Consider the following 12,084-nt stretch of genomic DNA (forward strand, 5'->3'; position numbering starts at 1 on the left):
ATGGCAGAAGAAATCGTACAAGATGTGAAAGTAATTGTTTTTCAGTTAAAAAACGAAGAATACGCAGTACCTGTAACACAAGTAGGGTCTATCGAGAAGATGGAGCACATTACGAGAGTTCCAAATACAGAGAGCTTTATCAAAGGTGTTATCAATATGCGTGGTGTTGTTACGCCAATCGTTGATTTGCGAAGCCGTCTTGGACTTGAAGAGACTCCGGTCGATGAAAATACAAGAATCATCATTGTGGATCTCGATGACACATCAATGGGTTTGATTGTGGATGCAGCGAATGATGTCGTGGATATCCCAGTAGATAAAATCGAAGAGGCGCCGCAAGTCATTGGGGCAATCAATGTCGATTACATCGATGGAGTAGTGAAACTTGAAGACAGACTTGTGATTTTACTTGATCTAAGAAAAGTCTTGAAATTCCATGAAATCGAAGCTATCAAGTCCATCGAAAGCTAATGTATGATCTACGCTATATAACGGATGATCAGCTGGATGCATTGAAAGAAGCAGGAAACATCGGAGCAGGCAATGCAGCTACGGCGCTTTCCACTTTGCTCCGCCAAGATATCGATATGAAAGTGCCGGCAGTTCGAATCTGTCACTTTAATGAGCTGATTGAATCTATTGGCGGGGCTGAGCAGCCGCTGGCAGCTATCTATCTTAGGGTTCAGGGAGATGCGCCAGGAAATATGTTCTTTTTGCTCCAACCTGCTGAAGCAGAGTTATTCGTACATTATATAACTGGAGATGAGAGCTTCTCATGGTCCAACACGTCCAATGATGATATCAATCTTTCTGCTTTGCATGAAATGGGAAACATCTTGGCAGGAAGTTACTTATCTGCAATTAGCGACTTCGCCAAAGTGAATATGCAGCCATCGGTTCCGCAAATAAGTGTCGATATGGGAGGAGCCATCTTGGCAAACGGTTTAATCGAGATAGCCGAGGAAAGCGATTATACCGTTGTCATCGATACAGTCATATCACTGAGCGATCCGAATCAGCAGCAGCATATGGTTGAGGGGAAATTTCTGCTGTTGCTTCATCCAGATGCATTCGGTCATCTATTTCGTGCTTTAGGAGTCGAGGAAGATGACTGAAGCTGAAATCATGCATGTTGGGATTGCCGATGCAAAAATCGTCGCCTTTCCACAACATCTTCGGACAGCCGGGCTTGGTTCTTGTGTCGGGGTTGTTGTATACGATAAGCAAAAGAAAATTGCTGGTATGGCACATGTCATGCTGCCCGACTCTAGTCTAGCCAAACAGACACAGATGAACCGAAACAAATATGCAGATACAGCTTTGGACGATTTGATTGCCAATCTGCTGCGTCACGGGGCAAGAAAAAGTCGCTTCAAAGCGAAGCTTGCAGGCGGAGCGCAGATGTTCTCCTTCTTGTCCAGTGACGAGAAAATGCGAATTGGTCCGCGTAATATTGAAGCAGTAGAGCAGAAGCTTCGAGAATATCGCATACCCATCGAGAGCAAGGATGTCGGGGGGAGCAATGGACGTACGATTGAATTCAATACAGATACATGTGGTTTGAAGATTAAAACAGTAAGTAAAGAGGAAGCGATCATATAATGGAGCAGCTTCATTCTTATGACGTAACAGCAAACAAAGGAGGGAGTTTCATGATCAATTATGGATCAGAAACAGAACAGCAGTATTGGAACAGCTGGTTTTATAAAAAAGATAGCGAAGCTGCCAATGAATTGATGCGGATGTATATGCATGTAGTCGATTACCATACGCAGCGCATCGCTGCGCACCTTCCCTCCAGTGTGAGCAGAGATGATGTCAGAAGCTTCGGTTACACGGGATTGTATGATGCTTTACAAAAGTTTGAGCCAAGCCGGGATTTTAAATTTGAAACTTATGCTTCCTTCCGAGTCAGAGGAGCCATCATGGACGGACTGCGGAAGGAAGACTGGCTTCCCCGAACGGTACGTGATAAAGTAAAAAAAATAGAAGCAGCTGCGAGCAATCTCGAACAATCACTGGAACGGAAACCGACCAGCATAGAGATTGCAAAGCAGACTGGCTTAAGCCGGGAGGAAGTAGAAGAAGCGGTGCGGGATGCGCTGTTCTCAAATATTCTCTCCATGGATGACAAGCCTGCTCGCCCAAAGCAAGACCAACAGGATACTAGCTATGTTCTTCCTGATCTCAAGACACCGCAGCCGGAAGATGCAGTGCTGCAGAAGGAACTTGTGCTGCAGCTGACAGACAGCATTAAACAGCTGAATCAGCATGAGCAGCTTGTTATCAGCCTTTTTTATAAAGAAGAATTAACGTTTACGGAAATCGGACACATACTGGAATTGACAACATCACGAATTTCGCAAATTCATAAACGTGCCATATTCAAATTACGGGAATCTCTAGCCAAGCTTTCAGCAACTAGCTGAAAGCTATTTCCAATTTTATACAGAAAGAAGGTTCTCCATGCTCACACTACTAGTCTGTGCCAGTCTGCTCCTTCATGTACTGACCTTCATCGCTATCCGCGCATTGCAAACAAACGTACAGCAGCTGGAAAACCGGCATCAGAAGGATAAACAAGAGTACGAAGCGATGCTCAGTTCTATACTCAATGAATTGAAAGAAGAGAATGATCGACTTCTACATGCAGAACCTCAGCCAGTCAAAGCCTACTCGCCAAAAAACGTGGAGGAGAGAAACAGCCAATCTTCTCCAGCATCAGAAGACGACGCACATTCTGTTTCTGATTACACACCGCCGCAACCAGTAGAGGAAGAAGATCAAGTATCCATGTCCAATCTCAGTCGCGTTCTGCAGCTTCATGATCAAGGATTGGCTTCTGTTGAGATTGCGAAGCAGCTCGGAATGGGGAAGACGGAAGTAGAATTGATTCTTTTAATGAAGAAAAATGGTGAAAATAACAGAAAAAGCTGAGAAAGTACAAAAACATGTCTAAGATGCTTGATTGATGGTTATAGCTGTGCTATATTTATTTTTGGTGTTAATACACACGTCTGCCGATTTTTACGGGAGGTGCTGACAGTTTGTCAGTTCCCGATAAAAGATGAAGCAGTCGGAGGAGAAAAAACCATTAGGAGGAAACACTATGTCAGTCATTTCAATGAAACAATTGCTTGAAGCTGGTGTTCATTTCGGTCACCAGACTCGCCGTTGGAACCCGAAAATGAAGAAATACATCTTCACTGAGCGTAACGGCATCTACATCATCGACCTTCAGAAAACAGTTAAGAAAGTCGACGAAGCTTACAACTACGTGAAAGAACTTGCTGCTGATGGCGGTACAATTCTTTTCGTAGGTACGAAGAAACAAGCACAGGAATCTGTGAAAGAAGAAGCGATCCGTTCTGGTCAGTACTTTGTTAACCAACGTTGGTTGGGTGGTACGCTTACTAACTTCCAGACAATCCGCAAACGTATCAACCGTTTAAAATCCATCGAGCGCATGGAAGAAGACGGTACTTTCGAAGTACTTCCTAAAAAAGAAGTAGTAGGTTTGCTTAAAGAAAAAGAACGTCTTGTTAAATTCCTTGGCGGTATCAAAGACATGGAAAGAATCCCTGACGCTCTATTCGTTATCGACCCACGCAAAGAAAGAATCGCAATTGCAGAAGCTCATAAATTGAATATTCCAATCATCGGTATCGTTGATACTAACTGTGATCCGGACGAAATCGATTACGTGATCCCTGCAAATGATGACGCAATCCGCGCTGTCAAATTGCTTACTTCCAAAATGGCTGATGCTATCTTGGAGTCCAAGCAAGGTGAAGAATTGGAAGACCAAGAAGCTCCAGCTGCTGAAGAAGCTACAGAAGCTGTAAGCGAGTAATGGATGAAGGGTGATAAGGGGGGACCTTTTATCACCCTTTTTTCAAGAAATAAATTGTCCAAATCCTAAGGAGGCATTTACGATGGCAATCACGGCACAAATGGTAAAAGAATTGCGCGAAAAAACTGGCGCAGGTATGATGGATTGTAAAAAAGCTTTGACACAAACAGATGGTGACATGGAGAAAGCGATCGATTACCTTCGCGAGAACGGTATTGCGAAAGCTGCTAAGAAAGCGGATCGTATCGCTGCAGAAGGTTTAACTTTCATCGCTACAGAAGGCGACCTTGCTGTATTACTTGAAGTGAACTGTGAAACTGACTTCGTTACAAAGAACGATCAGTTCAAAACACTATTGAATGATCTTGCTCAGCACATTCTTACTAACAAACCAGCTAACGTAGAAGAAGCACTGGAACAAAAAATCAACGGTGACCAAACTGTTGGTGAATACATCAATGCTGCTATCGCAAAAATCGGAGAAAAGATTTCTCTTCGCCGCTTCGCACTTGCAAGCAAAGAAGAAAACCAAGCATTCGGCGCTTACACACATGGCGGCGGACGTATCGGTGTATTGGCATTACTTGACGGTACAACTGATGCAGAGCTTGGTAAAGATGTTGCAATGCACATCGCTGCGGTTAACCCTCGTTACGTTTCCCGTGATGCAGTTGCTGCTGACGAAGTAGAACGTGAGCGCGAAGTGTTGAAAACACAAGCTCTAAACGAAGGTAAGCCAGAAAACATCGTTGAGAAGATGGTAGAAGGCCGTCTTGGTAAGTTCTTCGAAGAGATCTGCTTGCTTGAACAAAGCTTCATCAAAGATCCAGATCAAAAAGTGAAGAAATACGTATCCGACAAAGGTGCTTCTGTAGTTAACTTTGTTCGTTATGAAGTGGGCGAAGGTATGGAAAAACGTGAAGATAACTTCGTTGACGAAGTAATGAGCCAAGTTAAAAAATAAGTACGACAAAAGAGGGGACACTTGGTGTTCCCTTTTTTACAAAATACATACCTTTGGAGGCAATGATGACTACAGCACCTTATAAACGAATCGTATTAAAACTAAGTGGAGAAGCACTAAGCGGCCAAGTCGGCTATGGTATTGAACCTTCCGTCATCCGTTCGATTGCGGAACAAGTAAAAGAAGTAGCTGAAATGGGAGTGGAAGTTGCTGTTGTTGTAGGCGGCGGTAACATCTGGCGCGGAAAAGTAGGCAGCGAGATGGGAATGGACCGTGCAAATGCTGACTATATGGGTATGCTGGCAACAGTGATGAACTCTCTTGCATTACAGGATAGCTTGGAGAACCTTGATGTTCCGACAAGAGTTCAGACATCTATTGAAATGCGCCAAGTAGCTGAGCCGTATATCCGTCGTAAGGCGATTCGTCACCTTGAGAAAAAACGTGTTGTCATTTTTGCAGCAGGTACAGGTAACCCGTACTTCTCGACTGATACAACAGCGGCCTTAAGAGCAGCTGAAATTGAAGCTGAAGTAATCCTGATGGCCAAGAATAATGTCGATGGCGTGTATAATGCAGATCCTAAATTGGTAGCAGATGCTGTGAAGTATGACACTCTAACTTATTTGGATATCCTGAACGAAGGACTGGGAGTCATGGATGCGACAGCCTCCACTTTATGTATGGATAATGATATTCCACTACTTGTGTTCTCTATTAGTGAAAAAGGAAATATCAAAAAAGCAGTTTCCGGTGAGAGTATCGGAACGATTATTAGGGGGAATAAATAATGTCAACAGCAATCATTTCTGATGCGAAAAGCAAGATGACACAGGCAGTACAGGCTTTTTCCAGGCAGCTGGCGACTGTACGTGCTGGACGTGCGAACCCATCTCTTTTGGATAATGTCTATGCAGATTATTATGGTGCTTCCACACCGTTAAACCAATTAGCAAGTATTACAGCTCCAGAAGCACGCATGCTTGTTATCACACCTTACGACAAAACAGCGATCTCCGATATCGAAAAAGCTATCCAAAAGGCTGACCTTGGTCTATCTCCTTCTAGTGACGGTAATTTAATTCGTCTTAGCATCCCTGCGCTGACAGAGGAGCGACGTAAGGATTTAGTAAAAGTCGTTTCTAAATATTTAGAAGAGGCTAAAGTACAAATCCGTAATATTCGCCGTGACAGCAACGATCAATTGAAAAAAGCTGAGAAGAATAAAGAAATCACAGCTGATGAACTAAAAGGCTTCCAGGATGATGTGCAAACGGAAACGGATAAGCACATTACCCAGCTTGAAGGTCTTGCAAAGGACAAAGAAAAAGAAATATTGGAAGTTTGACCCTTAACCATGTAAAATAAGTAGTACAAGACCCTCTTGTTAAAGGGGGTTTTTGCTCTTTTTTGCGAGAAGCAATGAGCAGTACTGCACAGGGCGCCTCTGGCTCTTTTCAGTCAGCAGAGAAAAAAGCCCAATGGAGGATTCAAAATGATTAAACTTCCTTTTTTCAATAGGAAAAGAAGAATAGAATTACAGCCATCAACTCTAAAGCTTGAAAACATTCCAGGACACGTGGCCATTATCATGGATGGAAATGGACGCTGGGCGAAAAAGCGCGGGCTTCCCAGAATTGCGGGGCACAAAGAAGGGATGTCAACTGTCCGTCGGATTGTGAAAGCTGCGAATCGGATCGATGTGAAGGTACTTACACTGTATGCTTTTTCCAAAGAAAACTGGAAACGGCCGCAGGCGGAAGTGGACTTTTTGATGAAGCTGCCAAAGGAGTTTCTTACGACTTACTTGCCTGAGCTCATCGAAGAAAACGTTAAGGTACAGACGATCGGAGATTTTGACGGTTTGCCTTCCTTCACTAAGGAAGCCATCAAAGAAGCGATGGAGCAGACAAAGCATAATGATGGTCTTATTCTTAACTTCGCATTGAATTATGGCGGACGGTACGAGCTTGTTCATGCTGTACAAAGTATGATGCAGGATATCTCCGACAAGAAACTGCAAATGGAAGATATCGATGAGTCATGTATTTCCCGCTACTTATATACTGAAAAATTGGCAGACCCGGATTTAATTATCCGTACAAGCGGCGAGCATCGGTTAAGTAATTTTCTGCTTTGGCAGAGTGCTTACTCAGAGCTTTGGTTCACGGAAGTTTTATGGCCTGATTTCGATGAACTGCTTTTCGAGCAGGCGGTCAGTGATTTCCAGAACAGAAAACGGCGCTATGGCGGTATTTGAGGTGAATATTTAACAATGAAGCAACGATTGATCACAGCGGTTATTGCAGGCATATTCTTCATGATTTTTGTATTGCTTGGCGGGGCATGGTTTGAGGCGTTTATTTATTTGATCGCAACCATCGCTTTCATCGAGCTCCTGCGTATGCGCAAAATCGCGAAATACAAGGTACCATCTGTCGTGAGTGTCCTGTTGCTATGGGGGCTATTGGCCCCAGACCTGGGCATGATCAACACAATGTTTGATTTACATATCAATAAAACGGATATCCTGTTATTCTCTGTTATTCTACTCTTGAGCTACACAGTACTGGCAAAGAACCGGTTCACTTTCGAAGATGCAGGATTCCTGCTGATTACGGTTGTATATGTCGGGTTTGGTTTCCTCTATTTCATTATTACGAGGAACGCTCCGGATGAAATAATCGGAGGCCATACCGTATCGGGATTGTCCAAGTTCATTTTTGTCCTGGTTGTCATTTGGGCAACTGACTCGGGAGCTTATTTCTTTGGAAAAGCTTTCGGTAAACGTAAGCTCTGGCCTACAATCAGTCCGAACAAGACAATCGAAGGAGGCATAGGCGGCCTCGTTCTTGGCTGTATAGCAGGAATTGTATTTCAGTTTATTTCTCCTGTGAGCAGCTCCATCTTAATTGTTGCGGGAGTATGTATCTTGATTGCTCTCTTCGGTCAGCTTGGGGATATGGTTGAATCTGCTTTTAAACGTCATTACCTTGTAAAAGATTCTGGAAAAATCCTGCCGGGACATGGCGGAATACTGGATCGTTTCGACAGTATGATTTTTGTTTTCCCGATCCTGCATTTAATCCAATTCATTTAATAGAGTATAAAGAGGAGCGTGTCCGATGAAAACAATCGCATTATTAGGTGCAACCGGTTCAATCGGTCTGCAGACATTGGATGTCATCCGCAACCATCCGGAAGCATTTCGACTTCACAGTATGGCATTCGGACGAAACATTGAGAAAGCATTGCCGCTTATCAAGGAGTTCGAACCAGCTGTAGTAGTTGTACAGGATGAACAGACAAAAGAGAAACTTCATCAGACACTTCCGCAGGCAGAAATCCTGGTCGGTTCCACTGGAATGGTAGCAATCTCTTCAGCAATTGAGGTCGATGTTGTCGTAAATGCTGTTCTCGGCAGTATCGGACTGCAAGCGACGCTAGAAGCAATCCGCGCTAAGAAGCAGGTAGCATTCGCCAATAAGGAAACATTGGTTTCAGCTGGTCATCTTGTCATGGCTGAAGCGAAGAAGCATGGTGTCAATCTGCTTCCGGTAGATAGTGAACACGCAGCTATTTTCCAATGCCTGAATGGTGAGAAGCTTGAGGACGTGAACAAGCTGATCATTACCGCTTCTGGCGGAAGTTTCCGTGATAAGACGAGGGATGAGCTTAAACATGTAACACTGGAGGACGCCCTGCGCCATCCGAATTGGAGTATGGGACAAAAAATCACCATCGATTCTGCAACAATGATGAACAAGGGCTTGGAGGTTATCGAAGCGCATTGGTTATTTGGAATCGATTATGATGATATCGAGGTTGTCCAGCACCGGGAGAGTATCATCCATAGCATGGTAGAGTATAAGGATTACAGTGTCCTTGCCCAGCTTGGTACACCAGATATGCGGGTTCCGATACAGTATGCACTCACCTACCCTGAAAGACTTGATTTAGCCGTTTCAAAAAGGTTAAACTTAGTGGAAATAGGCAAACTCCACTTTGAGGAAATGAGTATGGAACGATTTCCTTGTTTGCGGATGGCATACGAAGCGGGCAGAGCCGGCGGCACTGCCACTACCGTATTGAATGCTGCAAATGAGGAGGCTGTAGCGTTGTTTCTTGCAGGGAAGATCTCTTTCCTGACAATAGAGGATTATGTAGCGCGCGCACTAGATGCACATGCCTATGAATCTTTCCCTTCTTTGGAAACAATCATGGAAACAGATCGTCTCACGCGGAGTCAAGTGAGGTCCTATATCCAATAAAGGCAGGTGCCCATTGTGACAACTATTATTGCGTTTATCCTAGTGTTCGGGCTGCTCGTTTTCGTGCACGAACTCGGACATTTGATTTTTGCGAAGCGGGCTGGAATGCTAGCACGTGAATTCGCCATCGGTTTTGGACCGAAGATCTTTTCCTGGATGAAAAATGAGACACTTTATACGATCAGACTACTCCCAATTGGGGGATATGTCCGCGTTGCCGGTGAAGATCCGGAAATCGTGGAATTGAAGCCTGGTCATCATATCGGTCTGGAATTCAATGACAAACAGGAAGTAACGAAGATTATCGTCAATAATAAATCCAAGCATCCTTATGCACGCGTCATTGAAGTAGAAAGTGCAGATTTGGATCATAGCCTGATGATATATGGTTATGAGATAGGTGAGGAAGAACGTCTTTCTTTCCCTGTCCATGAGCAAGCTATGTACGTGATGGACGAGACTGAAACTCAAATCGCTCCCTATAACCGACAATTCGCTTCCAAGAACAAGCGGCAGCGAGCGATGCAGTTGTTTGCCGGTCCGATGATGAATTTCCTGCTTGCGCTTGTGCTGTTTTTCATCCTTGCTCTTATACAGGGTGTACCAGCTGACAATGCAGCAGTAGGTACTGTACAGGACGGATCTGCTGCACAAGAAGCTGGAATTCAATCAGGCGATGAAATTACAGCAATCGATGGAACACCTGTGCAAACTTGGGATGAGTTCACGGCTATCGTTCGTGAGAACCCTGAAAAAGAACTTGAGGCAACAATAGTTCGAGACGGTCAGGAGCAGCAGTTGATGATGACTCCTGCACTTGTGGAAAACGGCGATCAGAAAATTGGTCAAATCGGTGTAACACTCGCAATGGAGAAAAGTTTCTTAGGTGCGATTCCTTACACTTTCCAGCAAACTTGGGAATTCGGAACGATGATTATAACCAATCTGGGACAGCTCATAACTGGTCAGCTTAGTATCAATGCACTTTCTGGTCCAGTAGGTATATATGATGCGACAGATCAAGTAGTAAAAACGGGATTGATCAATCTGATCCAATGGACAGCATTGCTAAGTGTCAATCTTGGGATCGTTAACCTCGTCCCGCTGCCCGCACTTGATGGTGGACGATTGTTATTCATCGGTGTGGAAGCATTGAGAGGTAGACCAGTTGAACCACAAAAAGAAGCAGTGGTCCATTTCATTGGATTCGCTTTGCTCATGCTTTTGATGATTGTGGTCACTTGGAATGATATACAGCGGCTATTTTTATGATGCAGAGGTGGAAGAATGCGACAAAGTAAAACATTTATACCAACACTAAGAGAAGTTCCAGCTGATGCAGAAGCAATCAGCCATCAGCTGTTAGTCAAAGGCGGATATATCCGCCAGACAGCTTCTGGAATCTACAGCTATCTGCCGCTCGGTACGAAAGTGCTGCGAAAAGTAGAGGCGATCATCCGTGAGGAGTTGGATCGTACAGGTGCGAGCGAGATGCTTATGCCAGCACTGCAGCCTGCAGAATTATGGAAAGAAACAGGCCGATGGAAGGTATACGGACCTGAACTGATGCGTATGCATGACCGGAACAACAGGGAATTCGCACTTGGCCCTACTCACGAGGAAGTAACAACAAGTTTAGTACGTGATGAATTGAACAGTTATAAGAAATTACCGCTTACGGTGTATCAAATTCAAACAAAGTACCGTGATGAACAGCGGCCTCGTTTTGGACTATTGCGCGGCCGTGAATTTATCATGAAAGATGCATATAGTTTCCACGCTGATTATGAGAGTTTAAATGAAGCTTATGAGACTATCTCTGACGCTTACCATCGCATCTTTAAGCGAGTAGGATTGAATTTCCGTGCAGTAGTAGCCGATTCCGGTGCTATGGGCGGAAAGGATACCCACGAATTTATGGCACTTGCATCAGTTGGAGAAGATACGATTGCTTTCAGTGATGTATCAGATTACGCTGCCAATATTGAAATGGCAGAAGTACTTGATCAAGGTCAGAAGCCTGATGCGGAAGCTCTTGCTCTTGAAAAAATCGAGACTCCTGATGTGAAGACGATGCAGGAAGTGGCTGATTATCTAGGTCACACGCTTGAAGAAGGACTTAAAGCAGTTGTATTCAAAGTAGATGATCGTCTTGTTATGGTCATCTCACGCGGGGATCATGAAATCAATGACATTAAGGTGAAAAACCTTTACCAAGCACAGATTGTCGAGCTTGCCACAGAAGCGGAAGTGAAAGAACTGCTTGGTGCTGGTTTTGGATCTCTCGGTCCAATCAACGTTCATGAAGATATAGACGTTATTGCAGATAATGCTGTTAAGTATGTAGCTAATGTAACTTGCGGAGCAAATGAAGATGGTTTCCATTATAAAAATGTGAATCCAGAACGCGACTTCCAAGTGAAGCAATATGCTGATCTAAGATTCATCAAAGCTGGCGATCCATCTCCAGACGGTAACGGTACAATCCAATTTGCTGAAGGTATCGAAATTGGACAGGTATTTAAGCTTGGTGAATTCTATGCAGAAAAAATGCAGGCTAAATTCCTTGATGAACAAGGAAAAGCTCAGAACCTGATTATGGGATGTTATGGAATTGGCGTATCGCGTACACTTGCGGCTGCTGTCGAACAGCACAGCAAGGAAGGCGCGATTGTGTGGCCTAAATCCATTAGTCCATTCCAAGTACATCTGATCAGCCTTAACCCGAAAAAAGACGAACAGCGCGAACTGGCTGATCGTCTATATGAAAGATTACTTGAAGCGGGCGTCGATGTGTTGTACGATGATCGTAAGGAACGTGCCGGTGTCAAATTCGCAGATAGCGACTTGATCGGTATTCCAGTTCGCATCACAGTAGGTAAACTTGCCGCAGATGGCGAAGTGGAAGTAAAGTTCCGTGATACAGAACAAGAAGCAGTTTCACATGAGAATGATCTGCTTGATCAGATAGCTGCTTATCTATAAAAATGTACAAG

General features: G+C 44.1%; 14 protein-coding genes. All 14 read left to right on the top strand.

Annotated elements, in window-relative coordinates; translation table 11 throughout:
- The 14 genes from CHH58_RS02880 to CHH58_RS02945 all read left to right on the top strand — a co-directional run bounded on the left by CHH58_RS02880 (position 1) and on the right by CHH58_RS02945 (position 12,073).
- On the top strand, positions 1-471 hold the full coding sequence (locus tag CHH58_RS02880; RefSeq protein WP_093879827.1) for a chemotaxis protein CheW: 471 nt from the start codon (positions 1-3) through the stop codon (positions 469-471).
- Positions 471-1,115: a chemotaxis protein CheC gene (locus CHH58_RS02885; protein ID WP_095232632.1), complete on the top strand. Its 645-nt coding sequence runs from the start codon at positions 471-473 to the stop codon at positions 1,113-1,115. The genes CHH58_RS02880 and CHH58_RS02885 overlap by 1 nt, the downstream gene beginning before the upstream one ends.
- Positions 1,108-1,602 (top strand): chemotaxis protein CheD, encoded by a 495-nt coding sequence (locus tag CHH58_RS02890; protein WP_095261992.1) that lies wholly within the window; start codon positions 1,108-1,110, stop codon positions 1,600-1,602. The genes CHH58_RS02885 and CHH58_RS02890 overlap by 8 nt, the downstream gene beginning before the upstream one ends.
- 50 nt (positions 1,603-1,652) lie before the next feature.
- Positions 1,653-2,429 (top strand): FliA/WhiG family RNA polymerase sigma factor, encoded by a 777-nt coding sequence (locus CHH58_RS02895; RefSeq protein WP_095230386.1) that lies wholly within the window; start codon positions 1,653-1,655, stop codon positions 2,427-2,429.
- Positions 2,430-2,466: 37 nt separating this feature from the next.
- Positions 2,467-2,937 (top strand): DUF6115 domain-containing protein, encoded by a 471-nt coding sequence (locus CHH58_RS02900; protein ID WP_095230156.1) that lies wholly within the window; start codon positions 2,467-2,469, stop codon positions 2,935-2,937.
- A 172-nt stretch (positions 2,938-3,109) separates the two neighbouring features.
- Entirely contained in the window at positions 3,110-3,853 is a 744-nt protein-coding gene (rpsB, locus tag CHH58_RS02905) for a 30S ribosomal protein S2 (RefSeq protein WP_038560256.1), read from the top strand.
- An 82-nt stretch (positions 3,854-3,935) separates the two neighbouring features.
- Positions 3,936-4,817: a translation elongation factor Ts gene (gene tsf / locus CHH58_RS02910; RefSeq protein WP_095230158.1), complete on the top strand. Its 882-nt coding sequence runs from the start codon at positions 3,936-3,938 to the stop codon at positions 4,815-4,817.
- A gap of 65 nt (positions 4,818-4,882) precedes the next feature.
- Positions 4,883-5,608 (top strand): UMP kinase, encoded by a 726-nt coding sequence (gene pyrH / locus CHH58_RS02915; RefSeq protein ID WP_095230160.1) that lies wholly within the window; start codon positions 4,883-4,885, stop codon positions 5,606-5,608.
- Complete coding sequence (frr, locus tag CHH58_RS02920) at positions 5,608-6,165, top strand: ribosome recycling factor (protein WP_095230162.1); 558 nt, start codon at positions 5,608-5,610, stop codon at positions 6,163-6,165. The genes pyrH and frr overlap by 1 nt, the downstream gene beginning before the upstream one ends.
- 147 nt (positions 6,166-6,312) lie before the next feature.
- Positions 6,313-7,077, top strand: coding sequence for an isoprenyl transferase (locus CHH58_RS02925; RefSeq protein ID WP_095261993.1), 765 nt, complete (start codon positions 6,313-6,315; stop codon positions 7,075-7,077).
- Positions 7,078-7,092: 15 nt separating this feature from the next.
- Positions 7,093-7,917, top strand: a complete 825-nt coding sequence (locus tag CHH58_RS02930) for a phosphatidate cytidylyltransferase (RefSeq protein WP_095230166.1) — start codon at positions 7,093-7,095, stop codon at positions 7,915-7,917.
- A 25-nt stretch (positions 7,918-7,942) separates the two neighbouring features.
- Complete coding sequence (gene dxr, locus CHH58_RS02935; protein WP_095230168.1) at positions 7,943-9,088, top strand: 1-deoxy-D-xylulose-5-phosphate reductoisomerase; 1,146 nt, start codon at positions 7,943-7,945, stop codon at positions 9,086-9,088.
- A 15-nt stretch (positions 9,089-9,103) separates the two neighbouring features.
- Complete coding sequence (rseP, locus tag CHH58_RS02940) at positions 9,104-10,360, top strand: RIP metalloprotease RseP (protein ID WP_095230170.1); 1,257 nt, start codon at positions 9,104-9,106, stop codon at positions 10,358-10,360.
- A 15-nt stretch (positions 10,361-10,375) separates the two neighbouring features.
- Positions 10,376-12,073: a proline--tRNA ligase gene (locus CHH58_RS02945; protein WP_095230172.1), complete on the top strand. Its 1,698-nt coding sequence runs from the start codon at positions 10,376-10,378 to the stop codon at positions 12,071-12,073.
- The last annotated feature ends 11 nt before the right edge of the window (positions 12,074-12,084 follow it).

It is taken from the genome of Terribacillus saccharophilus, assembly GCF_002272745.1.
In the GTDB taxonomy this organism is placed as follows: domain Bacteria; phylum Bacillota; class Bacilli; order Bacillales; family Amphibacillaceae; genus Terribacillus; species Terribacillus saccharophilus_B.

Bases quoted from the DNA above. Each gene is read 5' to 3' on its own strand.
- CHH58_RS02925 (WP_095261993.1), top strand. From the start codon at position 6,313: ATGATTAAACTTCCTTTTTTCAATAGGAAAAGAAGAATAGAATTACAG.
- CHH58_RS02895 (WP_095230386.1), top strand. From the start codon at position 1,653: ATGATCAATTATGGATCAGAAACAGAACAGCAGTATTGGAACAGCTGG.
- tsf (WP_095230158.1), top strand. From the start codon at position 3,936: ATGGCAATCACGGCACAAATGGTAAAAGAATTGCGCGAAAAAACTGGC.
- CHH58_RS02885 (WP_095232632.1), top strand. From the start codon at position 471: ATGTATGATCTACGCTATATAACGGATGATCAGCTGGATGCATTGAAA.
- pyrH (WP_095230160.1), top strand. From the start codon at position 4,883: ATGACTACAGCACCTTATAAACGAATCGTATTAAAACTAAGTGGAGAA.
- CHH58_RS02890 (WP_095261992.1), top strand. From the start codon at position 1,108: ATGACTGAAGCTGAAATCATGCATGTTGGGATTGCCGATGCAAAAATC.
- CHH58_RS02900 (WP_095230156.1), top strand. From the start codon at position 2,467: ATGCTCACACTACTAGTCTGTGCCAGTCTGCTCCTTCATGTACTGACC.
- frr (WP_095230162.1), top strand. From the start codon at position 5,608: ATGTCAACAGCAATCATTTCTGATGCGAAAAGCAAGATGACACAGGCA.
- CHH58_RS02880 (WP_093879827.1), top strand. From the start codon at position 1: ATGGCAGAAGAAATCGTACAAGATGTGAAAGTAATTGTTTTTCAGTTA.
- dxr (WP_095230168.1), top strand. From the start codon at position 7,943: ATGAAAACAATCGCATTATTAGGTGCAACCGGTTCAATCGGTCTGCAG.
- rpsB (WP_038560256.1), top strand. From the start codon at position 3,110: ATGTCAGTCATTTCAATGAAACAATTGCTTGAAGCTGGTGTTCATTTC.
- CHH58_RS02930 (WP_095230166.1), top strand. From the start codon at position 7,093: ATGAAGCAACGATTGATCACAGCGGTTATTGCAGGCATATTCTTCATG.
- CHH58_RS02945 (WP_095230172.1), top strand. From the start codon at position 10,376: ATGCGACAAAGTAAAACATTTATACCAACACTAAGAGAAGTTCCAGCT.